The sequence below is a fragment of the Brevundimonas sp. UBA7507 genome, from assembly GCF_002478355.1.
GTDB classification, from domain to species: Bacteria; Pseudomonadota; Alphaproteobacteria; order Caulobacterales; family Caulobacteraceae; genus Brevundimonas; species Brevundimonas diminuta_D.
In genome coordinates this window covers 399,740-424,794 of record NZ_DLNP01000013.1, presented here as the reverse complement: position 1 = coordinate 424,794, position 25,055 = coordinate 399,740, and the positions used below count along the sequence as shown (strand labels likewise).

Here is a 25,055-nt window from a genome sequence, read left to right as displayed (position 1 = left end):
AGAGAGAATATCCGATGGTCTATATCCTGGGCGGCTGGCAGTCCGACTTCAAACGCAACTGGGCCCGCGAAGGGCTGGAGATCGGCGACGGTTTCGCCGAGGCCCTGCACGGCGGCCTCGACGCCGTAGGCATGGCGCCGGGCGAGATCGAGGTCGGCCATGTCGGCAACTTCGTCGGCGACCTGTTCTCGGGACAGGGGCAATTGGGCGGCTTCTTCGCCATGGCGGAGCCGGCCTTCGACGGCCTGCCGACCTCGCGGCACGAAGCGGCCTGCGCTTCGGGCAGCATCGCCCTGCTGGCGGCGATGGCGGACATTGAATCCGGCCGCTACGGAACCGCCGCTGTCCTGGGGCTGGAGATGATGCGCAATGTGCCGGGCGAGACGGGGGCCGCCTATCTGGGCGCAGCCGCCTGGGTCGGGCATGAGTATCAGGGCGCACGCTACGTCTGGCCGCGCGCCTTTTCGGAACTGACCGACGAATACGACCGTCGCTACGGCATCGACGAGGCGCACCTGCGCCGCATCTCCCAGATCAATTTCGCCAACGCCAAGCTGAACCCCAACGCCCAGACGCGGGACTACGTCTTCAACGAAGCCAGCTTTGCGGCCGATGACGAGGCTAATCCGGTCATCGAGGGCCGGGTGCGCAAGAGCGACTGCGGCCAGGTGACGGATGGGGCGGCCATGGTGGTCCTGGCCTCGGCCGAGCGGGCGGCGGACTATGCCCGGCGGCGCGGCGTGCCGCTGGAAAGCCTGCCGCGCATCAAGGGCTGGGGCCATCGCTCGGGACCGATCAGCTATCAGCGCAAGGTCGAGGCCAGCGCCGGGGGCGACTACGTCTTCCCGCAGGTCAAGCGCGCCATCGATGAGGCGCGGGCGCGGGCGGGGCTGTCGTTGGAGGCTATCGACGCCGTGGAGACGCACGACTGCTTCGCCATGACCGAATACATGGCCATCGACCATCTGGGCCTGACCGCGCCGGGCGAGAGCTGGAAGGCCATCGAGGCGGGGGACATCGAGATCGGCGGACGCCTGCCGATCAACCCGTCGGGCGGTCTGATCGGCTGCGGCCATCCGGTCGGAGCAACCGGGGTGCGGATGGCGCTGGACGCCTTCCGCCAGACGACGGGGATGGCGGGCGGCGGTCAGGTCGAGGGGGCGCGCAACGTCCAGACCCTGAACATCGGCGGCTCGACCACCACGACCGTCAGCCTGGTGATCGGCCGCGACTGAAGCTTCAGGCCTCGGGGCGGCTCAGCCGTCCTGACGCCGGACGCGGATGGCGATGGCGGCGGAGCCGTGGGCGATGGTCAGACCCTCGGGCGTCGAGACCGTGACCTCGGCCACCACCTTGCGCGGGTCGGCGTAGACCGCGCGGCCCTCGGCGATCAGCCGTCCGCAGCCAATGGGGGCGGCGTTGAGGAAGCGCATCGACAGGTCGGTGGACAGCAGGAACTCGCCTGGCTTCAGCAGGGTCATGGCCGCCCCGCCGCCGACGATGTCGACCAGGGCCGCCGTCACCCCGCCATGGACCAGACCGACGAAGTTGGAGTGGCCGGGGTCGATGTCGCACTCGACCCGCATGAAGCCTTCAGCCGCCTCGACCGGACGGGCGGCCAGGCGGTTGACGAAGCCACCCGGCCAGACCGTCTCGACCCAGCGGCGCGCCAGCTCCAGCCCGCTCTGCGCCGGGTCGAGGGCGAAGGCGGGCGGCTGGATCATCTGGGGGGATGCGGTCATGCGGCGGCGCTCCGGGGCGCGGTCAGGCCGGCGAAGCGGGCGGCGGCGGTGCGGTATTCAGCCTCCAGCCGGGCCACGACGACGGCGGTGGGCTCGACGGCGCCGACCTTTTGCAGGCCCTGACCGGCGGCCCAGATGTCGCGCCAGCGCTTGTGCGCGGCGTCGCCGGAATAGTCGCGGGTGATGGGGCCGCCTAGCGCGTCCGGGTCCATGCCCGCCGCGCGCAGGCTGGGTTTCAGCCACGAAGCAGGCGTGCCGGTGATGGCCGAGGAGACGATCAGGTCGTCGGGACCGCTGTCGACGATCATCTGCTTGTAGGGGTCTTGCGCCCGGCTCTCGGCGGCGGCCAGGAAGCGGGTGCCCATGTAGACCATGTCGGCGCCCGCCGCGATCGCGCCCGCCACGCCCGCGCCGTCGGCGATGCCTCCGCCGATGGTCAGCCAGCCGTCGAAGAACTCGCGCACCGCCGAGACGAAGGCGAAGGGCGACAGGTGGCCGGTGTGGCCGCCCGCGCCGGCGCTGATGCAGGCCAGGCCGTCGACGCCTGCGTCAGCTGCCTTCTTGGCCAAGGCCATGTTGACCACGTCGGCGAAGACCAGACCGCCATAGGCCTTGACCGTCTCCATCACCGGCTTGGGCGAGCCCAGGGCGGTGATGACGATGGGCGGCTTGTACTGGGCCACCAGGGCCAGATCCTCGGCCAGACGGGCGTTGGTCGAATGGGTGATCAGGTTGGCGACCCAGGGACCGTCGCCGGGCGACAGGGCGTCGGTGATCTGGCCCATCCAGGCGTCGAGGTCGGCGACCGTGCGGCAGTTGGGGGTCGGAAAGGCGCCGCCGATCCCGGCCTTGCAGGCGGCGATGACCAGTTCCGGGCCGCTGACCAGGAACATGGGCGCTGCGATCACGGGCAGGCTCATCGGGTGGGGGAAGGCGGTGGTCATGCGGATTTCAGGTGTCCGGATTGGTCGCCCAGGGACTGGCGCAGTTCGCGCTTCAGCACCTTGCCGACGGGGTTGCGCGGCAGGACGGCGATGACCTCCAGCCGTTCGATCTGCTTGTAGACGGCCACGTGCTTGTCGCCGGTCAGGAAGCGGTTGATGTCGCCCAGGTCGGCGCTCTGGCCGGGCTTGAAGACGACGAAGGCGCACAGGCGTTCGCCCAGGTTCGGGTCGGGCGCGCCGACCACGGCGGCGTCGGCCACGGCCGGATGGCCGATCAGATGGCCCTCGATCTCCTCGGACGAGATGTTCATCCCGCCGCGAATGATGACGTCCTTGAGACGCCCGACGAAGCGATAGAACTGCAGCCGGTCGCCCGCCAGTTCGAACAGGTCGCCGGTGCGGAACCAGCCGTCGCCGTCAAAGGCGCAGGCGTTGATCTCGGGCGCGCGCCAATAGCCGGAAAAGACCGTCGCGCCCTTGACCCGTAACTCGCCGGGGACGCCGGGCTCGGTGATTTCCTGCTCTGTTTCGGGGTCGATCAGGCGGGTGAAGATGCGGTCATGCAGCAGGGCCTTCCATTCAAAGCCGTCGCCCAGGCGCGGGAACAGGACGGCGCGCTCGGCGGCGTCGGGTACGTCCTTCTGGGCGCTGGGGAAGGAGGCGCCTTCGTTGGAGCCGAAATAGTTGACGATCTGGACGCCGTACTTCTCGTGGAAGGTGCGGACCATCCATTCCGACAGGGGCGCCGAGCCCGAGCCGATGGCGCGCAGCCGGCCGAAGTCCACGCCCTCCAGCAGGGCCTCGTTCTGCAGCAGCAGGTTCAGGATGGCGGGCGGGGCGACGGTGTAGTCGATCTTCTCGTCGCGGACCTGTTGCAGGAAGATCTGCAGGTCGAACGGCTGATGCTGCACCAGCACCCCGCCCAGCAGCAGCCAGGAGACGAAACTGGTCGAGATGCCCGCCATGTTCACCATGGGGAAGGGGTTCAGCAGGACCGCGCCGGGCTTCAGATCGGCTGCGTCTGTGACGCCGGCGCCCATGATGATCCACTCGTTGTGGCTGCGCGGCACGCCCTTGGGCTCGGCCTCGGTGCCGGAGGTCCAGCAGATGGTGACGATGTCGTCAGCGCAGATGTTCGCCGCGCGGGCGGCGGCGCGACCGGCCTCGATCTCGGCCTCGTCGAGCCCGGCGGCGCGGGCGTCGAGGTCGATGGTTCCGTCCGGCGCATGGCCGCCGACGACCAGGACGGTGTTCAGGGCGGCGGCACCCGTCTGGACCGCCAGCATCATCTCGGCGTGGGCGTGCTTGCCGATGCGGGCGGCGGTGACAACGGCCTTGGCGTCGGTCTTGCAGAGGATATAGGCCAGTTCGTGCTCGCGGTACTGGACCGGAGCGGGGGTGACGATGGCGCCGAGGCGGATGCAGGCCAGATAGATCAGGCCCAGTTCGATGACGTTGGGCAACTGCACCGCCACTACGTCGTCACGGCCGACCCCTGTTGCGTGCAGGACAGCGACATAGCGCGCCACCCTGTCCTCGACCTGGGCCCAGGTCAGGCGGGCCGGGGCGCCGCCCATGATGGCCTCGCGGTTGATGGGATCGACCACGGATTCGGCGTCGGGCATGGCGGCGACGTGGCGGCGGAACAGGTCGTCCAGCGTCTCCTCGCCCCACCAGCCCCTGGCCTTGAAATCGCGGATGCGCTCCTCCGGCACGACGATCATGTCGGTCTTCTCCCTGGTTCTCTTTTACGTCTTCCGGTCATTGAGGCGCCGGATAGATCAGTGACTTCACCTCGCCGCGCACCACCTTGCCCACCGGATTGCGGGGCAGGGCGGCGACGATATGAAGGGTCTTGGGGGTGCGCACCGGGCCGACGGCCTCGCGCACGAAGGCGGTCAGGGCCTCGGGCGTCACCGAAGGGTCGTCCAGGGCCGCGACGGCCTCCAGCCGCTCGCCCCAGACAGGGTCGGCGACGCCGAAGGCGCAGGCCTCGCGCACGGCGGGGTGGGCGTTCAGCGCCGCCTCCACCTCGCCGGGATAGATGTTGTACCCGCCGCTGATGATCAGTTCCTTCGAGCGGCCCAGCAGGAAGAGATAGCCGTCGGCGTCCAACCGCCCGATGTCGCCCGTCTTCAGCCAGCCCTCGTGGCGGGCGGCGTCGGTCTGCGCCGGGTCGTCCAGATAGACGGTGGCGGCCAGGTCGCCGCGCACCAGGATCTCGCCCTCCGCCTCGCCCGTTCGGAGCTCGCCTTCAGCGTCCAGAAGGGCGACCGACGTTTCCGGGAACAGTCGTCCGACCGAGGTTCGCAGTTCGGGCCGGACCATCTCGGCGGGCGACAGGCCGGCGATGGTCATGGGCGCTTCGGTCTGGCCGTAGAGGGTCGAGAGCACCGGCCCAAAGCGGGCCACGGCCTCGGCGATGCGCGCGGGCGGCATGGGGGCGGCGGAATAGGTCAGGTGGCGCAGGCGGGCAAAGTCGCCGGGGCCGAAGCGGCCTTCCTCCATCAGCAGATAGATCAGGGTCGGCGGCATGAAGACGGTGGTGATCCGGCTCTTCAGCTCGCGCAGGATGGCTTCGCGCTCCGGCTTGTCCAGCAGGACATGGGCCCCGCCCGTCGACAACACCGGCAGGATGTAGTGCGAGGCCCCGTGCGTCAGCGGCGCGACGGCCAGATTCACATCGTCGGGGCCGAAAGCGTAGAAGGCGTCCAGCGAGCGCAGCGCCGCGGCTCCGCTCCGGACGCTTTGCAGCACCCCCTTGGGCGCGCCGGTCGAGCCGCCGGTGAACTTCAGGGCGAAGGGCCGGTCAGGGTCGTCGCAAATCGGGGGCAGGGTCGCCGCATCGACCGGGGCCGGGCGCCAGTCGTCGAGCGCCAGCGGAAGGGCCGTCTCGCCCATGGCCGCAGCGGATTCGACGTCGTGCAGGGTCAGGCGCAGACCGGCGCGCTGCTGGAACAGGCTGTTCAGGCGCGGACCGTTGCGCGGGTTCAGCGGCGTCCAGACGGCCCCGGCGCGCAGGATGGCCAGATAGGCGACGACATGATCGGCGCTGTTGGCGGCGCACAGGCCGACGCGGTCGCCGGGTCTGACATCGCGCGCGATCAGGTCGGCGGCGGCGGCCTCGACCTGGGCGACCAGTTCGCCGTGGCAGATCGCGCGGTCGCCGTCGAACAGGGCGGGACGGTCGCGCGTGGCGGACAGGTTGTCATAGAGGGCGCGGATCGGGTGTCGGATCATGCCGCCGGGCGCTCCAGAATGGTGACGACGGTGGCCGCCTCCTCGACGCCGAGGAAGCCGCCGCCGTTCTCGGCGGCTGCGATGCGGGCGCCCTCGACCTGACGCGCTCCGGCCTCGCCGCGCAGGTGCTGGATCAGTTCATACAGCTGGCCGATGCCGGTGGCGCCGACCGGATGCCCCTTGGCCACCAGACCGCCGGACGGGTTGACCGGGGTGCGCCCGCCCAGGGCGAAATCGCCCGCTTTCAGCCGCGCCCCGACCTCGCCGGGCGCGGCCAGACCCAGGTTCTCGATCTGCTGAAGTTCCGCATAGCTGGTGGCGTCGTGAACCTCGACCAGGTCCACGGCCTCCGGTTCCAGTCCGGCCTGCTCATAGGCGGCGCGGGCGGCGCGGCGGCCGATATGGTTGGCGTAGTCGTCAGGCGCGCGGTCGGTGGCGCTGACCAGGGCGCAGCCGCGCACCCGCACGACGCGGGCGGCGGCGCCCAACCGCGCCAACCCCTTGGCCGAACAGACCACCATGGCCGCCGCGCCGTCGCTGACGGGGGCGCACATGGCGCGGGTGAAGGGGAAGACGATGGGCTTGTCGGCCAGGACCTGTTCGACCGTCATCGGCGTGCGGTATTGCGACTTGGGGTTAAGGGCGGCAGCCGTGTGGTTCTTGGCGGCGAGGCGGGCGAAGTCATCCTGCGTGGTGCCGAAGCGGGCCATGTGGGCGCGAGCCTGGGCGGCGTAGAGGTCCATGAACAGGCTGCGGCCGTCGCCCGGCGCTTCACCGCCCATGGCGGCGATATAGGCCAGCACGCCTTCGCGGTCGTGGATGTCGGTCCCGCCCATGAAGGCGGCGGCGACGCGCTCGGGCCGGTCGGGCCAGACCATCTTTTCGGCCCCGACGATCAAGGCGATATCGCCCGCACCCGCGCGCAGCCACTGGATCGCCTGATGCAGGGCCGTCGAGCCTGAGGCGCAGGCGTTCTCGACGTTGACCACGGGGATGCCGGTCAGACCCAGCGGGCGCAGGGCGATCTGGCCGCGTACCGTGTTCTGGCCCTCCAGCATGGGCTGGCGGGTGTTGGAGAACCAGGCGGCCTCGATGTCGCCGACCTGCGCGCCGGCGTCGGCCAGGGCGTCGCGCACAACCTCGGCGGTCAGGCTCTTCACCGTGTCGGCGGGGCGCTTGCCCAGGGCGGTCATCGACACGCCGGCGATGAAGACCGGCGTCGTCATGCTGTCGGACGACGACGCTGGACGATGCGGAAGCGCGCGGCGACGAAGGCCAGATCGGCCAGACAGGCGTTGCCCGCCGGGTTCAGTCCGCTGACGTGATAGTCGCTGTAGGCGGCGGCGAAGTTGATCCACATCGCCCCGGTCAGGTTGATCGTCAGATTGGCCCCTGCCTGCTCATAGAGCGGCGTCGAGCGGTCGATGAAGGCCTCGTCCGTCGAATAGAGATAGGACGAGATCGAGCCCTTGGTGCGGGCCAGATGGGTCGCCTCGGCCACGGCGGCGTCGGCCTTCATCGTCACCACGAACAGGACCGGGCCGAAATGCTCCTCGGCGTAGAGGTCGGGCGCGGAGCCATCGACGCCCAGCACGAGCGGGGTCAGGGTGCGCGCCTGGGGGAACTGCGGGTGCGCATAGGGCGCGGCTTCGCGCAGGACGCGGACGCCGGGGCGCCGTTCGACGGCTCCGCGCACATCGGCCACGGCCTTCAGGCTGACCTCGCCCTGAATGGCGCCCATGATCCCGGCGGCCAGGGCCGGGTCTTCGGCGATGGCGTCGATCTGGGCGACCAGGGCAGCGGCGAAGGGCTCGGCCAGGGCAGGGGCGACATAGACGACCTGCGGACTGGTGCACATCTGGGCCGAGAACAGGCTGGCGGCGCGCGCCACGGCGCGGGCGGCGGCGTCCAGATCGGCGACGGATTCGACCACCACGGTGTTGACGCCCGCCGTCTCGGTGAACAGCAGCTTGCCCGTCACCGTCCGTTCCAGATGACCGCCGTAGCGGGGGCTGCCGGTGAAGTCGACGGTCTGGACGGCGCGATGATCGACCAGAACCTGAGCTACCGGCTCGGCCAGGGTGTCGACGGCCAGGGTGATCAGGTTGGGATCGAAGCCGAACTCGGCCAGCACCCGGCGGCACTCGCGCGCCACGATGGCCATGGGCAGGACGGCGATGGGGTGGGGCTTGAGGATGACCGGATTGCCGGTGGCCAGACTGGCGAACAAGGCCGGATAGGCGTTCCAGGTCGGGAAGCTGGCGCAGCAGATGACCAGGCCGATCCCGCGCGGGACCAGGACATAGGTCTTGTCCAGGCTGACGGTTTCGCCGGCGAAGTCGCGTTCGTAACGGGTGCTGCGGGTCACGTCGCGCATGGCCTTGGCGGCGTAGGCCAGGGCCTCAATGCCCCGGTCCAGGGCGTTGGGGCCGGAACCGCTGAAAGCTTGCGTATAGCTCTGACCCGCGACGTGCATGACGGCCTGGGCCATTTCGAAGTTCGCGTCGTAGAGGCGTATCGCCATCTCGGCGCACAGGGCCAGACGCAGTTCTGGATCGGCGACGCGCCAGTCGGGCCAGGCGGTCTGGGCCGCTTCGATCAGGGCCTCGGGATCGCAGCGCGGATAGGTGATCCCCAGCGCTTCGCCGGTGAAGGGCGAGACCTCGGCGCCGACGCGGTCGATCACGCCGGGCAGATCCAGGTCGAAGGGACGATTGAGCTGGGCTTCGAAAGCGGCCTTGCCCGCGACGGGCTTGTCCGGGCCGTGGATCTTGGTCGAGGGCGAGTCCTTGAACGGCGACCAGGCGGCGCGGGCGGATACGGCCTTGATCGCCGCCTCGATCAGTGCGGCGTGGCGTTCGATGAGGGCGCGGCGGGCCTCGGCGGGCGGGAAGGGCGCGTTCATGCTCAGCACATCCGCTCGACGATCATGGCCGAGCCGACGCCTTGCGCGCCCGCCGCCACGACCAGACCGTAGCGGCCTTCGCACGCGTCCAGCGCATCGAGCAGGGACGACAGCAGGATGACGCCGGTGGCGCCCATCGGGTGCCCCTTGGCCAGGTGGCCGCCGCCGACATTGACCTTGTCGCTCAGCGTCGGGTGTTCCCGCGTGAACTTGGCGATGGTGACGGCGAAGGCCTCCATGAACTCGATCCTGTCCATCTCGGCCAGGGTCAGTCCGGCCTGGTCCAGCACCCGGTCCATGGCCGTGAAGCCGGCGGTCAGGGAGGCGGCGGGATCGCCTCCAGCCTCGGCCCAGGCGAGGATGCGGGCGCGGGCGCCTTCCGCCTGGCTGGAGATCAGGGCCAATCCGGCGCCGTCGCTCATGGGCGGGGCGTGCGACACGGTATGGCGGTGGTCGATGACCCGTCCCTCCAGCGCCTCGGCGTAGGGCGCGGCCAGGGCGGCGAAGGCGGGCGGCAGCGAGGCCAGGCTCTCGCTGCTGGTCTTCGGGCGCGCCGCTTCCTCGTGCGACAGGCCGTTCAGCGGAATGCGCGATGCGGTCAGCGGCGTGCCCTCGGCGAAGGCGGTGCGCTGCTGCGAGGTCAGGGCGGCGGCGTCCATCTCGGCCCGAGTGACGCCGATGTCCTCGGCCAGACGGTCGGCGGCGACGGCGACGGGGACGTAGCGGGTGCGCGGCGGGAAGCTGGCGTCCTCATAATAGTCAGCCTTGTCGCCCATGAAGGGTACGCGGGACATCATCTCGACCCCGCCGGCCAGGGCCGAACCCACGGCGCCGGTCTGGACCAGAGCCGCCGCCTGACCCACGGCGGTCAGGCCCGAGACGCAGTAGTTGTTGAGGGCGAAGGCGAAGGCGGCGTCATCCAGCCCCGCGTGCATCTTGGCGATCAGGGCGACATTGGCCCCCTGGGCGCCGACCTGTCCGACGCAGCCCAGGATCAGGGCGTCGGTGCTGCGGGGCGCATGGCCTCGCGCCTCCATGGCGTCGATCAGGCTCGTGACCAGTTCGTGCGGCTTTAGGGCGGCCAGCCCGCCGTCGGGGCGGGCCTTGCCGCGCGGGGTGCGGACGGCGTCGTGGATATAGGCGCTCAACGGATCAACCCTTCGCCATCTGATCGCCGCGCGCCCAGGTGCCGTGGAAGCCAGCGGGCACTCGCACGGGCAGCATGACGCGCGCCACCGGCCCGGCCTCGAAGTTCTGGGCGTCGATCACCTGGACCTCGGACCGGCCCGTGTTTTCGTCGGTGACGAAGGCGATGACGTAGCCGTCGTCCTCGGCCCGCGCGTCGATGCGCGGGGCGAAGGCCGGTTCGGAACCGAACATCTGCGGCTCGTAATCATAGGTCCGCGCCGCGCCCGTGTTTAGGTCGTACTTGATCAGACCTTTGAAGCGCTGAAGCTCCGTCTTCGACATGGCCACGTGATAGGACCACTGGGTCGGCTGAGCGGAATAGTCGAGGTTGACGACCGGGAACTCGCCGATGCGGTCGTCCAGTTGGCGCTTCTTCACCTCGCCGGTGCGCATGTTCATCCGCCATTCGACGGGCACGGCGTTCAGGGCCAGCACATTCACCATGGCCGCATAGGGGCCGTAGGCCGGGTTCGGCGGATAGCCGTTGGGCGTCATCATGCAGGCGGTCATGACGACCTCGTCGCCGTCCTCCCAGCTGTTGACGACGTGGTAGATGTAGCAACTGTCGGTTTCGAACCAGCGAATCTGGTCGCCGCGGCCCCGGCGCGGCGCCACGCCGAAGCGGGCGGGCTGGTCGGCGAAATGGATGTTCCACTGGCTCTTGCGCAGACCGGCGTCGGTGAAGACCACCGGCAGGTCGTGCAGGATGACGTAGTTCTCGGTCAGGCCCATGTCGTGCGGCAGGCGCGGCCCCGGCAGCTCGACGCGCTCGAAATGGGTCAGCTCGTTATTGGCGCTGACCGTGCCGTAGGTCATCCACGGCTCGTAGAGCGAATAGTCGAAGAAGACGAACTCGCCGGTGCGGGGATCGACCTTGGAATGGGCGGAGACATGGCGCGGCAGCTTGCCGCCGAAGGTCTCGACGCCGACCGTCTCCAGCGTGCGCGCATCCACCCGGACCGGATGACCCGAGATGTACCACAGCGCCATCAGCGAGCCGTTGTGCAGCACCACGTCGGTATTGGCCGTGTCCTTGTAAACCTTGTCGCCGCGCGTCGAGGCGGGATTGGCCCGCGTCGAGGGCAGCATGACGCCGCCCGCGCCGCAGCCGCCGTTCAGGTCCGCTACATGGTCCGCCGAGCGGACGAAGCGATTGCGGTATTCCGCCTTGCCGTTCTCGAAATAGACGGCGTGCAGCATGCCGTCGCCGTCGAACCAGTGGTGCATCCCCTCGGGCGCCTGGGCCGGGTTCGGGCCGTTGCGATAGAAGCAGCCGTAGAGGTCTTTCGGGATCTCGCCGATCACCTCCAGATTCAGCGCGGTCGTCTCCTTCGCCACGGGTTCATAGGCCCCCTGGAGATAGGGGTTCAGCGTGTTCAACGGGCTGAGCGGTCCGGTTTCGATCCGGCGGGCGTCGTCGGCCATGACGGCTGTTCCTTCCCTGTGCGGGCCCGGTCACGCCGCGCCCATCCTTGCTTAAGCGAACCATGAACAGTTTGGTCGTTTAACGCAAGTCACTTTGTCGCCGTCGTTCTGAGGACGGCGGCCATCAACTGATCGAAGGCGGCGTTGCCGTCGCTGAAGCTCTTCCAGTCGGTTAGGTCCATCAGGGCGGCAGCCTGTTTCGTCAGGTCGTCGGGCGTGAAGTCGTCTGCGAAGATCAGGCCCGAACCTTCGACCCGGACGGCGGGTCGCACGGCGCCGACGCCTGCCACCAGGGTCTGGCCGTTCAGAGGGCAGTTGGGCGACATCAGCCAACTGACGACCGGGGCGACTCGTTCCGGCGCCATGCGGGCGGCGCTGTCGGCGTCCAGATAGCCGGCGGTCATGCCCGTGGCGGCGTAAGGGGCGATGGCGTTGCAGGCCACGCCGTGCGACGCGCCCTCCATGGCGATGACCTGCATAAGGCCGATCAGGGCCGCCTTGGACGAGGAATAGGCCGCCATGCCGTGCACCCCGTGCAGACCAGCCGCGGAGGTCGACATCAGGATGCGGCCTGACCTCTGGGCGCGCAGGTGGCGATAGAGGGGCAGGGTCGGCGTCAGCGAGCCAAAGAAGTTGACCTCGAAGACATGGCGGAAGGCGTCGATGGTCTGCTTGTGCAGGGTCTTGGCCTCGGGCGCTCCAGCGTTGTTCACCAGACCGTCGAGGCGGCCGAAGGCGTCCAGTGCGACGGCCAGCAGGCGCTCGCCGGAATCGGCTTCCTCGACCGCCAGCGGTGCGGAGACGGCGCGACCGCCCAGGGCGATGATCTCGGCCGTGACGGCCTCGGCCGAGCCGGGCGCGTCGGCGGCGCGGGGGCGGGTGTTGACCACGATGCTGGCGCCGCGTCGGGCCAGATCCAGAGCGTAGGCTCGGCCGAGGCCGCGTCCGGCGCCGGTGACGACGATCACCTGATCCTGAAGGGGGCTCATGCGTCGGCGCCTTCGGATCCGGTCGTGCCTTTGGGGCGCGGCCAGGGCAGGAAGCGCGGCGTACGGGCGCAATAGGCGGCCCAGGCTTCGGGCCGGCTGCGCGCCATATGCTGTTCCTTGAACGGCGCGGCCGAGGCGTAGCCCATGAACCAGCCGGTGTAGAGGGGGGCGAAGGCCGTGACCCAGCCCCAGGGATGGGCCAGCGCCAGCACGAACCAGCCTGTCCACATGGCGCTTTCGCCCAGATAGTTGGGATGGCGAACGATGGCCCAGGCGCCGGTGTCCAGCAGGCGGCCCCGGTTGGCGGGCGCGCGCTTGAAGGCGGCTAGCTGGCGATCCGCCGTCGCCTGAAGGATGAAACCGCTTAACCAGACGGCGCCGCCGAGGACCAGCAGCGGCGACGGGCGCGGCGCGGGCGCTGTGAGGAGGAAGGCGAAGGGCGCGCACCACAGCCAGACGGTCACGCCCTGCAGCAGGTGGATCTGGAAGACGCTCCACCACAGCCAGGTCGGGCCGAAGCTCTTGCGCCAGTGAGCGTAGGGCTGGCGTTCGGCGTGGATATTGTGACCCCAGGTCTGGATCGCCAATCGGATGGACCAGACGCCGAGACTGAGCAGGAACAGGCCGCTGAACAGATCCAGAGGGCGGCCGGCCAGCGCGAAGATGACGCCCGCCGCCCCCAGAGGCGCCAGCGGATAGGCCACGTCCATCAACCCGTGATTGCGCTTCAGCGTCCCCGCCATCCAGCCCAAGGCGACCACGGCCAGCACGCCGCCGCCGCTTGCGATCCAGATGAACAAGGTTTCACGTAAGAGCGAAGGCGGAGTCGCGAAGGCTGCGCCGAACGCAGCCAACGGCGCCGCCATCATCACATAATGCCATGCTTTCCCGCGTGTTTTCTTCGGCATCAGGAAAAGCCAGACCGCTGCCAGACAGACCCATGCGAGGGCAGTGAACGTCCATTCATCGAGTCTCAAGGCCCCGTTCCTTCTATCACTTGCATAAAAAGACTTGCAAACATGGTTCGCTAGCGCAAGCTTCGTTTCGACCGAGGAGCATCCGATCAACGGAGCCGGGGAGGTCAGGGAGCGAAACATGAGAAAGACCGCATTCAGCGCGTCGGCCGCTACGCTGCTGTTGGCCGCAGGCCTGGCCGCGCCGGCCATGGCGCAATCAGCCCAGTCAGAGACCGCCGTCACGGTCGGCGACGTCGTCGTTACGGCCCAACGTCGTGAGCAGAGCCTTCAGGACGTGCCGATCGCCATCACCGCCTTCAACGCCGAAGCGCTGGAGCGGACGGCCGCGACCGGCATTCAGGACGTGGCAGGCAAGGCGCCGGGCGTGACGCTGACCCAGTTCAACATCGGCGAACCGCAGATCTTCATTCGCGGCGTCGGTACGACCAGCGATTCCGCCGCCAGCGACCCCTCAATCGGCGTGTCGATCGACGAGGTGTCCATCGGTCGCGCGGGCGCCAGTTCGCTGGCCTTCCTCGATGTCGAGCGGGTCGAGATTCTGCGCGGGCCGCAGGGCACGCTCTACGGCCGCAACGCCTCGGGCGGCGCGCTGAACGTCTATACGAAGAAGCCGCGTTTCGAAAATTTCGCTCAACTGACAGGGCGTCTCGGCAGCTTCGACGAACTGGGCGTCGAGGCGGTGCTGAACCGCCAATTGGGCGAGGACACGGCCGGTCGTCTGGCCCTGCGCTGGAATCAGAACGACGGCTACGCCGAAAGCCTGCCCAGCGGCCGCGGGCTTGAAGGGGGCGAACAGTTCGGCCTGCGCGCCCAGGTTCTGCATAACGCCAGGGAGTGGAGCTTCCTGGGCGGCGTCGACTATTCGAAGGACGACATGCAGGGCCACGCTCGCATTCCGGTCCTGGCGTCATCGACCCCCGCGCCCTTCGTGACCCTGGTTAATTCGCTGCGCGCGGGCATGGACGTGCGTCAGAGCTTCTCATCGGCGGACAATTATCAGAAGCGCGAGAATTGGGGTCTGACGGGCCGCGCGGACTGGACGGGGGCCGAGCATTTCGACTTCGTGTCGCTGACCTCCTATCGCAGCAACGACTACAGCTGGCGCGACAACCTGGGCGGCCTGCCGTTTCCCGGCTTCCCACTGTCCGTTGATGATCGCGCTGAAGAGAACGCCAAGCAGATCAGTCAGGAGTTCCGCCTGACCTCGAAATCCGGGGCGAACATCAACTGGGTCGCCGGTCTCTACATGTTCCGTGAAGAGGTGGAACGATCCGAGCGGTTCCTGGTCCAGACGGCCCTGCCGATCGCCCCGCCGTCGCTCGGCGGCGACACCACCTTCGATCAGGACGCGACCAACACCAGCTACGCCGTCTTCGGCCAGGCGACCATGCCGTTCGCTGACATCTGGGAACTAACTGTCGGCGCGCGATGGACCCATGATGAGCGCGAAGTGCATCAGATCGCCGTCGATAACGAAGGCGGCGCCAATCCGCCTGCGGGCATCCCGCTGGGGCCGACCGGGCAGCCCTACAACGTCAAGGCGGACGCTTCTTTTGAAGAGCCGACCTGGAAGCTGGCGCTGGCGGTCGAGCCGCTGGACAATATGCGGTTCTACGTCAGCTATGACCGGGGCTATAAGGCCGGCGCCTATCCCAGCGCCTCACAGACCGGCGTCCAGGCCACGACGCCGCTGCGGTCGGAACTGCTCGACAACTATGAGATCGGGGCCAAGACGACCCTGGCGGACGGGCGGCTGCGTCTGAATGCAGCGGCCTTCATGCTCGATTACACCGACCTGCAGGTCTATGAACTGTTGGGCCTGACCCTGGTCACGTCCAACGCCGAGGCCGAGGTGCGCGGCTTCGAGATCGAGACGGCCTTTGCCGTGAACCATAACATCACGATCGGCGGCTCCTACACTCAACTGGACGCCAAATTCACCTCGAACGCGACGTCTGGGAATCTGACTTTGCCTTACGACGGCAACGTCCTGCCGCGTTCTCCGGACAGCCAGTTCACCCTCTATGCCGACGGCCAATGGGACGTCTTCGGCGGGATGCTGGCGGCCCGCGTCGACTATCAATGGACGGACGACTTCTATTTTGATCCGTCGAACGCGCCCGAAGTCCTGGTGCCGTCCTACGGCCTGGTCAGCGCCTTTGCATCTTGGGAAGCGCCCAGCGGGCTGAAGTTCTCCGTCTACGGCAAGAACCTCGGCGACGAGGAGTATCAGCAGCACATCATCAAGAACGCCAACATCGGCTTCAGCGTCTTCGGAGCGCCGCGATCCTTCGGCGTGGCGGTCAGCAAGACCTTCTGATCCCGTCGTTCCCTGACGACCCGCCGCCCGCCCGACTTAGCGTCGGCGGGCGGATTGAGATGCGGCTTCGACTTCCCAACGGATACGGCGGGGATCCATCGGTTCGCCGCTGCCCAGATCGCAGACGACCGGCGTAATGGCCTCGCCGCTGGCCCGATCGACCAGGGTCAGAGGCGCCTCGTCCGGTCCGACCAGCCAGCGCTGGCTCCAGCCGTGCATGGCCAACACGATGGGGTAGAGCGCCAGGCCCGCCGCGGTCAGGCGGTATTCGAAACGCATCGGCGTGGTCTGATAGGGGCGCCGCTCCAGCACGCCGTGCAGCACCAGGCGATTCAGGCGGTCGGCCAGGATGTTTGTCGCCACGCCAAGGGCGGCGTGAATTTCGTCAAAGCGACGCAGACGGAAATAGGCGGCCGACAGTACAGCCCAGCTCCAATAGTCGCCCATGATCTCGGTCGAGCGATCGATGATCGGGCGGTCGGTCTCGATCGGCGCCGACCGGCGGCGACGCGAGGTCGGCGGCGGGATGACGACCAGGCCCGGTCCCGGCTTCCAGGCGACCTTGTCGGCTTTGACTTCGACCCCATGGGCGCGGGTCAGGACGGCCGGCGTCAGCCGACGCCCGGTCTCGCGATCGAAGAAGGCGATGGCGTAGCGTTCCTGCAGCGGGGACTGGGCCCAGACCTTCTCCCACTGACCCTGCACCACGGCGACGCCGAACATGTCCAGACCCATCTCGGTCAGGCGATACTCCGTTCGCGCGCTCGTTGCGACCGGGGTCTGGGCCAGCAGGCCGGCGGCCACCAGCTTCTGCAGTCGATCGGTCAGGACGCTGCGCGGCGTGCCCAGGCGTTCGCGCCAGACGCTGAAGCGGCGCACGCCATAGAAGGCTTCGCGCATGATCAATTGCGTCCAGGCGTCGCCGGTGATGGCGAAGGCGCGTGCGACCGGATTGCCCATGATCAGGGATCGAATGTCGGGTTCAGTCAAATCTCTACCTGGTCCCATGGGCGCTTGTGGTCGCGTCGCCTGCGGCCTGCTCCAGTTTGTGCCGGCAGGCCTATCCACCAGTCACATTCCAGTCAAACGCGCGGCGCCCCGGCTGGTGCTACGCTGGGGCTTGGCCAGCCCCCCGAACGTCTGGCTCCTGCCCCCTGTGGCGGGACACCTGCCATTTTCATTGCATCTACGAATAGCCGCCATTTGGTCCCGAGTGAACCTCGTCCAACTGACAGGTTCGATGGTGCAGAGGCGCGGCGTGAACCGTTGGACTGTAGATTTGGCGAGAGATGAGAATGGTGGACGCGACAGGGATTGAACCTGTGACCCCCTCGGTGTGAACGAGGTGCTCTCCCGCTGAGCTACGCGTCCGCCGGGAACGGGGCGGTCAGTGACTGCGCCGTCGGGAGGCGGGGACATAGCCCGCGATTCCGACGACGGCAAGTCTCAATTCATCAAATAGCAGCGTCGCTTGCTCAGATTCCCGCCGCCCGCGCGCCTTCCGGAGTTTCATCCTCCGGGTCGCCGGGCAGCCAGGCGACGTGGCCGTCATAGATGTCCTGGTTCAAGAGGCCTTCCTCTTTGGCGACTAGGACCGGCACGACCATCTGGCCGGTGACGTTGGTGGCCGTGCGCATCATGTCGATGATGCGGTCGATGGCGATGATGTAGCCGACGCCTTCCAGCGGCAGCCCCGCCGTCGACAGCGTCAGGGTCAGCATGACGATGCTGGTTCCCGGCACGCCCGCCGTGCCCAGCGACCCCAGCACCGCCGTCAGGCCGATCAGGATGTACTGCGTCAACGTCAGGTCGATCTGGAAATACTGGGCGATGAAGATGGAGGCGATGGCCGGATAGATGGCGCCGCATCCGTCCATCTTTACATTGGCGCCCAGCGGCACGGCGAAGGCGGCGTAGGCCTGGGACACGCCCAGCCGCTCGACCGTCTGGCGCAGGGTGACGGGCAGGGCGCCCAGCGACGAGGAGGTGGCGAAGGCCGTCTGCATGGCCGCAGCGCCGCCCCGGAAGAAGCTGACCACCTTCAGCCCGTGCAGCTTCAGCAGGCCCGAATAGACGACGAAGATGTGGAACAGGCAGGCCGCATAGATGGCGAAGATGAACTTGCCCAGCGGCAGCAGCGCCTCCCAGCCATAGCCGCCGACGACCGAGCCGATCAGGCCGAACACCCCGAACGGCGTCAGCTGGATCACCCAGCGGGTGATGCGGAACACCAGGGCCGCGCCTTCATCCACCAGCCTGCGCGCGTTCTGCGCCCGGTCGCCCAGCGCCACCAGCGCCGCGCCCAGCAGGGCCGAGAAGAAGATGATCTGCAGCACCTTGCCTTCGGCCAGGGCCGCGAAGAGGTTGGTCGGCACGACGCTCAGCAGCACCTGCAACGGCGTCGGAATCTCGCGCGCCTTGACCTCGCCCAGCGGCAGGTTCGACAGGCCGACGCCCGGATTGATGATGTGGCCGAAGGCGAAACCCACCAGCACGGCCAGCAGGGAGGTGATGGCGAACCAGACGATGGTCCGCACACCCAGCCGCACCGCGCCCACCCCTTCGCCCAGCTTGGCGATCGAGCTGGCGATGGTGAACAGCACCAGCGGCGCCACCACCATGCGGATCAGGTTCAGATAGACGTCGCCGATCGGCTGCAGCCAGACCGGCGCCTGCTCGCGCAGGATCAGACCGGCGATGATGCCCAGGGCGAACCCGGCGGCGGTGCGTTGCCACAGGGGAATGGCGAAGAAGCGACGAAGCATGACGACCCTGGGAGGAGGAACAGGTCGATCTATGTGTTTCGCAGGCGCGAAGACGGCAACAGCCGCAGGGGCGGTTGAGGGGTAGAAGTTCTAATGCCGCCTTTAGTTTTCCTTCTCCCCTTGTGGGAGAAGGTGGCCCGTCAGGGCCGGATGAGGGGTCTCTCGACATAGACCGACGAGCTATGATTTGCAGGTCGGCGCAACCCCTCATCCGTCAGGCTCCGCCTGCCACCTTCTCCCACAAGGGGAGAAGGCTTCAGCGCATCACCTCCGCCAGCGCCTCTTCAAACCCGTCGTAGTGGTCGATCATCACGTCGCCGCCCAACTCCGCGTGCGGCACGTCGTTGTAGCCGAAGCTGACGGCGATGCAGGGCACGCCTGCATCCTTGGCGGCCTTGGTGTCCGTGGTGCTGTCGCCGACCATGACGCAGCGCGACGGATCGCCGCCTGCTTTCTGAACGGCCTCGATGATGTGGGCGCCGCTGGGCTTGCGGGCCGACACCGCATCCGGTCCGGCGATGAAGGCGAAATAGCGCGTCAGCTCTAGCGCCTCGATCAGCGCCACCGACAGGTCCGTGCGCTTGTTGGTGGCCACGCACAGGGTCGCCCCGCGCGCGCTCAGCCGATCCAGCGCGGCGACGCAGCCGTCGAACGGGCGGCTCTCATCGGCGATGTGGGCCAGGTAGTGCTCGATGAAGCGGTCGAACAGGCCGGGGGCGTGGGCCTCGTCCCAGGCGGCGCCCGCTTCCATGAAGCCGTGGCGCAGCATGGCCATGGCTCCGTGCCCCACCAGGTGCCGGGTCGAGGACATGGGCACGGGCGGCAGCTCATACTCCGCCAGCATCCGGTTCAGCGTGCCGATCAGATCCGGCGCCGAATCCACAAGAGTCCCGTCCAGGTCGAAGGCGATGGTCCAGTCTTCCAGGTCGCGCTCAATGCTCACTCATCTGTCTCCCGGCTCGCGAAGACCCCGGCAATGGGCTAGATCGCAGGCAACGACAAGCCGCCGGATCGATTCATGACCGCACATCATCCCCACAGTCATCCGCGAGCCGCCATCATCCTCGCCGCAGGTCAGGGCACGCGGATGAAGTCGCCTCTGCCCAAGGTGCTGCACCTGGTCGGCGCGCGCGCCATGCTGGACCACGCCATCGATGCGGCCGAGGCTCTGGGCTGCGAGCGCATCGTCGTCGTGGTCGGCGCCCACTCGCCGGAAGTCCGCGCCCATGTCGAAAAGCGTCTGGGCGCCGACAGCATCGCCGTTCAGGATCCGCCGCTGGGCACCGGCCACGCCGTTCGCGCCGCCGAGGCCGTCTTGGGCGACTTCGTCGGCCATGTGGTCGTCACCTACGGCGATGTGCCCCTGCTGAAGGCCGCCGATATCGAGCCGGTCTTTGCCGCCCATGAAGGCGTCACCATCATCGGCTTCGAGGCCCGCGATCCCGGCGCCTACGGCCGTCTGATCCTCGACGGCGACGCCCTGCTGGCCATCACCGAGGCCAAGGAGGCGTCAGCGGACGTGCTGGCGATCACCGCCTGCAACTCGGGCGTCATGGCCGCTCCGGTCGGCCTGCTGTTTGAGCTGTTGGCCGAGGTCACGAACGACAACGCCAAGGGCGAATACTATCTGACCGACGTGGTCGAGCTGGCCCGCAGGCGCGGCGCTCCGACCCGCGCCGTCTTTGCTGCTGAAGAGTCCGTCATGGGCGTCAACGCGCAAGGCGAATTGGCCCAGGCCGAGGCCCTGTTCCAAAAGACTCAGCGCGAGCATTTCCTGGCGCAGGGCGTGACCATGAGCGCCCCAGATACCGTCCACTTCGCCTGGGACACGGACATCGGCGCGGGCGCGACCATCGAACCCTTCGTCGTCTTCGGCCCCGGCGCCAAGGTGGCCGAGGGCGCGCGCATCCGCAGCTTCAGCCATATCGAGGGCGCCAAGGTCGCGACGGGCGCCGAGGTCGGTCCCTACGCCCGCCTGCGTCCCGGCGCGGACCTGGGCGAGGGGGTCAAGATCGGCAATTTCGTCGAGGTGAAGAACGTCCGCATGGATGCGGGCGCCAAGGCCAACCATCTGGCCTATCTTGGCGACGGCGAGGTGGGGGCGAAGGCCAACATCGGCGCGGGCACGATCTTCTGCAACTACGACGGTTTCTTCAAACACCGCACTACGGTAGGCGAGGGGGCCTTCGTCGGCTCCAACTCCTCGCTGGTCGCTCCCGTGACCATCGGCGCGGGCGCCATGGTCGGCTCCGGCTCCGTGGTGACGAAGGACGTCGCGCCCGGCGACCTGGCCCTGGCGCGAGGCCAACAGACGATGAAGCCGGGCTGGGCGGCCCGCTTCATGGACACCATGCGCGCGAAGAAGGCGGCGAAATCCCAATGAGCGACCTGCAGAAGAAGAACGCCGGTGAAGCCGCCGCTCAATACGTCGAGGCCGGCATGGTCGTCGGCCTGGGCACCGGCTCCACCGCCGCCTGGTTCGTGAAAGCCCTGGCGGCGCGCAATCTGCCGGACCTGCGCTGCGTCCCGACGTCGGAACGCACCGCCGATCTGGCGCGCGAACTGGGCCTGACCCTTTCGACGCTGGAGGATACGCCGAAGATCGACCTGACCGTCGACGGCGCCGACGAGATCGGCCCCGGCCTGGCCCTCATCAAGGGCGGGGGCGCGGCCTTGCTGCGTGAAAAGCTGGTGTGGGAGGCCTCGGCCCGCTGCATTTGCATCGCCGACGCGGCCAAGGTGGTGCCGTCGCTGGGAACCTTCCCCCTGCCGATCGAGGTCGTCGCCTTCGGTCACAAGACGACCGCCAACCGCATCGCCGACGTTCTGGCCGATCATGACATCGGCTCGCCCGCCCGCGTGCGCGAGGCCGAGCGCGGCCTGATCCGCACCGACGGCGGCAACCTGATCTATGACGCCGCCTGCAAGGTCATCAACGATCCGGCCCGCCTCGCCGCCGATCTGAAAAGCCTGACCGGCGTGGTCGAGCACGGCCTGTTCCTTGACCTGACCGACCTGGCCGTCATCGGTACGGATGAAGGGTTCGAGACGATCAATCCCTGATCCAACCCCGTTTATCCCAGCGAAGGCCGGGATGAACGAACAGGGGGGCGTCGCCTTGCCCCCTCGCGCCCCGGCGCCTAAGTCGGGTCAGCGCTGCGGTTCGGCCGCGCGGATTTCAGACGATTCAGACGAATTGGACTCATCTTTTCGGGTCCATTCCCGGAGAGCCCGATGGCCCAATACGACTACGACCTCTTTGTCATCGGCGCCGGTTCGGGTGGGGTGCGGGCGGCGCGGCTGACGGCGCTGGGCGGCAAGAAGGTCGCCATCGCGGAAGAGTACCGCGTCGGCGGCACCTGCGTCGTGCGCGGCTGCGTGCCCAAGAAGTTCATGGTCATGGCCTCCGAGGTCAGTCATGCGCTGGAGATCGCCGAGGGCTACGGCTGGTCCTTCGACAATGCGAAGTTCGACTGGCCGACTTTCCTGCAGGCCAAGGATGTCGAGATCGCCCGCCTGTCGGGCATCTACGCAGCCAATCTGGCCAAGGCGGGCGTCGATCTGGTTCATGGCCGCGCCATCCTGAAGGACGCCCATACCGTCGAGATCGTCGGAAAAGGCCAGACCATCACCGCCGAGAAAATCCTGATCGCCACCGGCGGCCGCCCGTGGAAGCCGGAAGGCCTGACGGGCGTCGAACACGCCATCACCTCGGAAGAGGCTTTCCACCTGCCCGAACTGCCCAAGCGCATCCTGATCGCAGGCGGCGGCTATATCGCGGTGGAGTTCGCGGGCATCTTTGCAGGCCTCGGCGTCGAAACGACCTTGATCTATCGCGGCCCCAACATCCTGCGCGGCTTCGACGACGACGTGCGCGCCCATCTGGCGGGCGAGATCCAGAAGCGCGGCGTCAAGGTCATCCTGGGCTGCCAGCATTCCTCGATCGAGAAGACCGACAGTGGCCTGGTCAACCACCTCGAAAACGGCATGAAGATCGAGACGGACGTGGTCATGTTCGCCACCGGCCGCACGCCCCACGTCAAGGGGCTGGGCCTCGAGACCGCCGGGGTCGAACTGAACGACGACGGCGCCGTCAAGGTCGACCAGTATTCCCAGACCACGGCCGCCAACATCTGGGCCATCGGCGACGTCACCGACCGGATGAACCTGACCCCCGTCGCCATCCGCGAGGGCGTGGCCTTCCACGAGACGGTCTACCGGAACAACCCGCAGAGCTTCGACTATGAAGCCGTCGCCACGGCCGTCTTCAGCCAGCCGCCAGTCGGCACCGTCGGCCTGACCGAGGCCGAGGCCCGCCACGCCTGTCCGGGCGAGGTGGACGTCTACGTCACCCGCTTCCGGCCGATGAAATACGCCTTCACCGGCTCGGACGAACGGGTGCTGATGAAGCTGGTGGTGGATGGGGAGACCCAGCGCGTCGTCGGCTGCCACATCGTCGGCCCCGACAGCCCCGAGATGATCCAACTGGCCGCCATCGCCGTGAAGGCGGGCCTGACCAAGGCCCAGTGGGACGCCACCTGCGCCGTTCACCCGACTATGGCTGAGGAGCTCGTCACGCTGAAAGAGAAGCAGACCCCGGCCTCCATGTCCGCCGGTTGATCGCACGCCGGGGCGGCTTGCCAGCCGTCCCGTCTGCGCGCCTTATGCCGTCCGAAGGCCCCGACCGGGGCAGCAAGAGATCAAGGAGTTCATCATGAAGCCGCATCTGCTCGCCGCCGCCGTCGTCGCCGCCTTGCTGAGCGCCGCGCCCGCCCTGGCCCAGAACGCCGCCGCGCCCGCCTATCAGGCCGCCGTCGCCGACACCCTGCGCCCGGCCGACGAAGTGGCCCGCGACCCCTTGCGCCATCCCGCCGAAATGCTGGCCTTTGCTCAGGTGAAGCCGGGCCAGCGCATCGCCGACATCCGCCCCGGCGCGGGCTATTTCAGCCGCCTGTTTTCGCGGGTCGTAGGCGAGGGCGGCCATGTCTACGCCTTCGTGCCCAACCGCACGGCCGAGCGCGAGAACCCGCGCGCCGACGCTCTGGTCGCCGCCTATCCCAACATCAGCCGCGTCAACGGCGACCTGGACGCCATGAGCTTCGATGCGCCGCTGGACCTGGTCTTCATGAGCCAGGAATATCATGACTTCCACATCCCCCGTTTCGGCGTGGACGTGGCCAAGATGAACGCGGACATCTTCAAGGCGCTGAAGCCCGGCGGCCTCTATGTCGTCATCGACCACCAGGCCGCGCCCGGCGCCGCCAACACCGTGGTCGAAAGCCTGCACCGCATCGAGGGCGCCCAGCTCCGCAAGGAGGTCGAGGCCGCCGGCTTCATCTTCGACGGAGAGAGCACAGCCGTCGCCAACCCGGCCGACGACCACAGCCTGAACGTCTTCGACGAGGCGATCCGAGGCAAGACGGATCAGTTCGTCTACCGCTTCCGCAAACCGAACTGAGGCGTCTCGTCTCAAATTGGTGACTGGCGAAGCGGGACGGGCGGCGCTAACCCTCGGCCAAAATCCATAAGGGAAACGCACAGATGACTCGCATCGCCTTCATCGGCCTGGGCAACATGGGCGGCGGCATGGCCGCCAATCAGGCCAAGGCCGGGCATGACGTGGCCGCCTTCGACCTGTCGCCCGTCGCGCTGGAGCGCGCCGCCGAGGCCGGGTGCCGCACCGTCGCCTCGGTCGCCGAGGCCGTGAAGGACGCCGAGGTGGTCATCACCATGCTGCCCGCCGGGCCGCACGTGCTCGGCGTCTATTCCGACCAGATCATCGGCGTGGCCCCGGCCAGCGCCCTGCTGCTGGACTGCTCGACCATCGACGTGGAGACGGCGCGCAAGGTCGCGGGCCTGGCCAAGGAGGCGGGCTACGCCTTCGCCGACGCCCCCGTTTCGGGCGGCACCGCCGCTGCTGACGCCGGCACCCTGGCCTTCATGGTCGGTTGCGACGAGGCCGACTTCGCCCGCGTCGAACCGGCGCTGGACCCCATGAGCCGCATCACCATCCGCGCCGGCGACCACGGCGCCGGGCAGGCGGCCAAGATCTGCAACAACATGCTGCTGGGCATTTCGATGATCGGTACGTGCGAGGCCATCGCCCTGGCCGAGAAGCTGGGTCTGGAGCCGGAACGCTTCTTCGAGATCGCCTCCAAGTCCTCGGGCCAGTGCTGGAGCGTCAGCAACTACTACCCCTGGCCGGGCCCGGTGCCGACCGCCCCGTCGAACCGCGAGTATGAAGGCGGTTTCGCGAGCGCCATGATGCTGAAGGATCTGAAACTGGCCCAGGATGCCGCCGCCAAGGCGGGCGCCACGACGCCGCTGGGCGCGCAGGCCGAGGCGCTCTACGCCCTGTTCAACGGCCTCGGCTACGGCGGCAAGGACTTCTCCGCCATGGTGCAGATGCTGCGCTGCCGCATCGACACCCTGGCTTGATACAGGCGTTGATGAAGCTGAGAACCGTTATCAATTAAGGGGTTGGGACGTTTTGTCCGGCTCCTGACATGGACAAGACAGGGCGGCGCGCGCAATTAGGCCGCGAAAGCTGCATAAGCGAA

20 protein-coding genes and 1 tRNA gene are annotated in these 25,055 nt (G+C 68.1%); 7 read left to right on the top strand and 14 right to left on the bottom strand.

Going from position 1 to position 25,055, the window contains the following annotated elements; all coding sequences use genetic code 11:
- The first annotated feature begins 14 nt into the window (after positions 1-14).
- Positions 15-1,235, top strand: coding sequence for an acetyl-CoA acetyltransferase (locus B3D50_RS09530; RefSeq protein WP_286950951.1), 1,221 nt, complete (start codon positions 15-17; stop codon positions 1,233-1,235).
- A 21-nt stretch (positions 1,236-1,256) separates the two neighbouring features.
- Here the strand turns inward: B3D50_RS09530 and B3D50_RS09525 are convergent, their stop codons facing one another.
- The 10 genes from B3D50_RS09525 to B3D50_RS09480 form a co-directional block, all read right to left on the bottom strand.
- Entirely contained in the window at positions 1,257-1,742 is a 486-nt protein-coding gene (locus tag B3D50_RS09525) for a PaaI family thioesterase (protein WP_114815993.1), read from the bottom strand.
- Complete coding sequence (locus tag B3D50_RS09520) at positions 1,739-2,686, bottom strand: NAD(P)H-dependent flavin oxidoreductase (RefSeq protein WP_286950950.1); 948 nt, start codon at positions 2,684-2,686, stop codon at positions 1,739-1,741. The genes B3D50_RS09525 and B3D50_RS09520 overlap by 4 nt, the downstream gene beginning before the upstream one ends.
- Positions 2,683-4,410 (bottom strand): class I adenylate-forming enzyme family protein, encoded by a 1,728-nt coding sequence (locus B3D50_RS09515; protein ID WP_286950949.1) that lies wholly within the window; start codon positions 4,408-4,410, stop codon positions 2,683-2,685. The genes B3D50_RS09520 and B3D50_RS09515 overlap by 4 nt, the downstream gene beginning before the upstream one ends.
- Positions 4,411-4,447: 37 nt before the next feature.
- On the bottom strand, positions 4,448-5,926 hold the full coding sequence (locus tag B3D50_RS09510) for a class I adenylate-forming enzyme family protein (RefSeq protein WP_286950948.1): 1,479 nt from the start codon (positions 5,924-5,926) through the stop codon (positions 4,448-4,450).
- Positions 5,923-7,152 (bottom strand): thiolase family protein, encoded by a 1,230-nt coding sequence (locus tag B3D50_RS09505; RefSeq protein WP_286950947.1) that lies wholly within the window; start codon positions 7,150-7,152, stop codon positions 5,923-5,925. Before B3D50_RS09505 ends, B3D50_RS09510 begins: the two co-directional genes overlap by 4 nt.
- Positions 7,149-8,831 carry an aldehyde dehydrogenase family protein gene (locus tag B3D50_RS09500; protein WP_286950946.1) on the bottom strand — a complete coding sequence of 561 codons (1,683 nt, stop codon included), beginning with the start codon at positions 8,829-8,831 and terminating at the stop codon, positions 7,149-7,151. Before B3D50_RS09500 ends, B3D50_RS09505 begins: the two co-directional genes overlap by 4 nt.
- A 2-nt stretch (positions 8,832-8,833) precedes the next feature.
- A complete protein-coding gene (locus B3D50_RS09495; protein WP_286950945.1) occupies positions 8,834-9,979 on the bottom strand; it encodes an acyl-CoA thiolase in 1,146 nt (381 codons plus the stop codon).
- 4 nt (positions 9,980-9,983) lie between these two features.
- Positions 9,984-11,444 carry a carotenoid oxygenase family protein gene (locus B3D50_RS09490; protein ID WP_286950944.1) on the bottom strand — a complete coding sequence of 487 codons (1,461 nt, stop codon included), beginning with the start codon at positions 11,442-11,444 and terminating at the stop codon, positions 9,984-9,986.
- An 89-nt stretch (positions 11,445-11,533) separates the two neighbouring features.
- Complete coding sequence (locus B3D50_RS09485; protein ID WP_286950943.1) at positions 11,534-12,433, bottom strand: SDR family NAD(P)-dependent oxidoreductase; 900 nt, start codon at positions 12,431-12,433, stop codon at positions 11,534-11,536.
- Positions 12,430-13,233 carry a DUF1295 domain-containing protein gene (locus B3D50_RS09480; RefSeq protein WP_286950942.1) on the bottom strand — a complete coding sequence of 268 codons (804 nt, stop codon included), beginning with the start codon at positions 13,231-13,233 and terminating at the stop codon, positions 12,430-12,432. Before B3D50_RS09480 ends, B3D50_RS09485 begins: the two co-directional genes overlap by 4 nt.
- Before the next feature lie 295 nt (positions 13,234-13,528).
- Here B3D50_RS09480 and B3D50_RS09475 point away from each other — a divergent pair, with 295 nt between their 5' ends.
- Positions 13,529-15,730: a TonB-dependent receptor gene (locus B3D50_RS09475; protein WP_286950940.1), complete on the top strand. Its 2,202-nt coding sequence runs from the start codon at positions 13,529-13,531 to the stop codon at positions 15,728-15,730.
- 36 nt (positions 15,731-15,766) lie between these two features.
- Here the strand turns inward: B3D50_RS09475 and B3D50_RS09470 are convergent, their stop codons facing one another.
- The 4 genes from B3D50_RS09470 to B3D50_RS09455 form a co-directional block, all read right to left on the bottom strand.
- Positions 15,767-16,720, bottom strand: coding sequence for a winged helix-turn-helix transcriptional regulator (locus B3D50_RS09470; protein ID WP_286950938.1), 954 nt, complete (start codon positions 16,718-16,720; stop codon positions 15,767-15,769).
- A 306-nt stretch (positions 16,721-17,026) separates the two neighbouring features.
- Positions 17,027-17,101: transfer RNA gene (locus B3D50_RS09465), tRNA-Val, on the bottom strand.
- 104 nt (positions 17,102-17,205) lie between these two features.
- Positions 17,206-18,495 carry a dicarboxylate/amino acid:cation symporter gene (locus B3D50_RS09460; protein ID WP_286950936.1) on the bottom strand — a complete coding sequence of 430 codons (1,290 nt, stop codon included), beginning with the start codon at positions 18,493-18,495 and terminating at the stop codon, positions 17,206-17,208.
- A gap of 256 nt (positions 18,496-18,751) precedes the next feature.
- Positions 18,752-19,438 carry an HAD-IA family hydrolase gene (locus B3D50_RS09455; protein WP_286950935.1) on the bottom strand — a complete coding sequence of 229 codons (687 nt, stop codon included), beginning with the start codon at positions 19,436-19,438 and terminating at the stop codon, positions 18,752-18,754.
- Between the two features lie 75 nt (positions 19,439-19,513).
- Here B3D50_RS09455 and glmU point away from each other — a divergent pair, with 75 nt between their 5' ends.
- The 5 genes from glmU to mmsB all read left to right on the top strand — a co-directional run bounded on the left by glmU (position 19,514) and on the right by mmsB (position 24,933).
- Entirely contained in the window at positions 19,514-20,878 is a 1,365-nt protein-coding gene (gene glmU, locus B3D50_RS09450) for a bifunctional UDP-N-acetylglucosamine diphosphorylase/glucosamine-1-phosphate N-acetyltransferase GlmU (protein ID WP_286950934.1), read from the top strand.
- The gene (rpiA, locus tag B3D50_RS09445; RefSeq protein ID WP_286950933.1) at positions 20,875-21,558 is read left to right on the top strand and encodes a ribose-5-phosphate isomerase RpiA; all 684 of its coding nucleotides are present in this window, start codon (positions 20,875-20,877) and stop codon (positions 21,556-21,558) included. Before glmU ends, rpiA begins: the two co-directional genes overlap by 4 nt.
- Before the next feature lie 171 nt (positions 21,559-21,729).
- Positions 21,730-23,115, top strand: a complete 1,386-nt coding sequence (gene gor / locus B3D50_RS09440) for a glutathione-disulfide reductase (RefSeq protein ID WP_269297599.1) — start codon at positions 21,730-21,732, stop codon at positions 23,113-23,115.
- A gap of 94 nt (positions 23,116-23,209) precedes the next feature.
- Positions 23,210-23,953, top strand: a complete 744-nt coding sequence (locus B3D50_RS09435) for a class I SAM-dependent methyltransferase (RefSeq protein WP_269297597.1) — start codon at positions 23,210-23,212, stop codon at positions 23,951-23,953.
- Between the two features lie 83 nt (positions 23,954-24,036).
- Positions 24,037-24,933 carry a 3-hydroxyisobutyrate dehydrogenase gene (mmsB, locus tag B3D50_RS09430; protein ID WP_286950932.1) on the top strand — a complete coding sequence of 299 codons (897 nt, stop codon included), beginning with the start codon at positions 24,037-24,039 and terminating at the stop codon, positions 24,931-24,933.
- Positions 24,934-25,055 lie beyond the last annotated feature (122 nt).

Bases quoted from the DNA above. Each gene is read 5' to 3' on its own strand.
- B3D50_RS09530 (WP_286950951.1), top strand. From the start codon at position 15: ATGGTCTATATCCTGGGCGGCTGGCAGTCCGACTTCAAACGCAACTGG.
- B3D50_RS09525 (WP_114815993.1), bottom strand. From the start codon at position 1,742: ATGACCGCATCCCCCCAGATGATCCAGCCGCCCGCCTTCGCCCTCGAC.
- B3D50_RS09520 (WP_286950950.1), bottom strand. From the start codon at position 2,686: ATGACCACCGCCTTCCCCCACCCGATGAGCCTGCCCGTGATCGCAGCG.
- B3D50_RS09515 (WP_286950949.1), bottom strand. From the start codon at position 4,410: ATGATCGTCGTGCCGGAGGAGCGCATCCGCGATTTCAAGGCCAGGGGC.
- B3D50_RS09510 (WP_286950948.1), bottom strand. From the start codon at position 5,926: ATGATCCGACACCCGATCCGCGCCCTCTATGACAACCTGTCCGCCACG.
- B3D50_RS09505 (WP_286950947.1), bottom strand. From the start codon at position 7,152: ATGACGACGCCGGTCTTCATCGCCGGCGTGTCGATGACCGCCCTGGGC.
- B3D50_RS09500 (WP_286950946.1), bottom strand. From the start codon at position 8,831: ATGAACGCGCCCTTCCCGCCCGCCGAGGCCCGCCGCGCCCTCATCGAA.
- B3D50_RS09490 (WP_286950944.1), bottom strand. From the start codon at position 11,444: ATGGCCGACGACGCCCGCCGGATCGAAACCGGACCGCTCAGCCCGTTG.
- B3D50_RS09485 (WP_286950943.1), bottom strand. From the start codon at position 12,433: ATGAGCCCCCTTCAGGATCAGGTGATCGTCGTCACCGGCGCCGGACGC.
- B3D50_RS09475 (WP_286950940.1), top strand. From the start codon at position 13,529: ATGAGAAAGACCGCATTCAGCGCGTCGGCCGCTACGCTGCTGTTGGCC.
- B3D50_RS09460 (WP_286950936.1), bottom strand. From the start codon at position 18,495: ATGCTTCGTCGCTTCTTCGCCATTCCCCTGTGGCAACGCACCGCCGCC.
- glmU (WP_286950934.1), top strand. From the start codon at position 19,514: ATGACCGCACATCATCCCCACAGTCATCCGCGAGCCGCCATCATCCTC.
- rpiA (WP_286950933.1), top strand. From the start codon at position 20,875: ATGAGCGACCTGCAGAAGAAGAACGCCGGTGAAGCCGCCGCTCAATAC.
- gor (WP_269297599.1), top strand. From the start codon at position 21,730: ATGGCCCAATACGACTACGACCTCTTTGTCATCGGCGCCGGTTCGGGT.
- B3D50_RS09435 (WP_269297597.1), top strand. From the start codon at position 23,210: ATGAAGCCGCATCTGCTCGCCGCCGCCGTCGTCGCCGCCTTGCTGAGC.
- mmsB (WP_286950932.1), top strand. From the start codon at position 24,037: ATGACTCGCATCGCCTTCATCGGCCTGGGCAACATGGGCGGCGGCATG.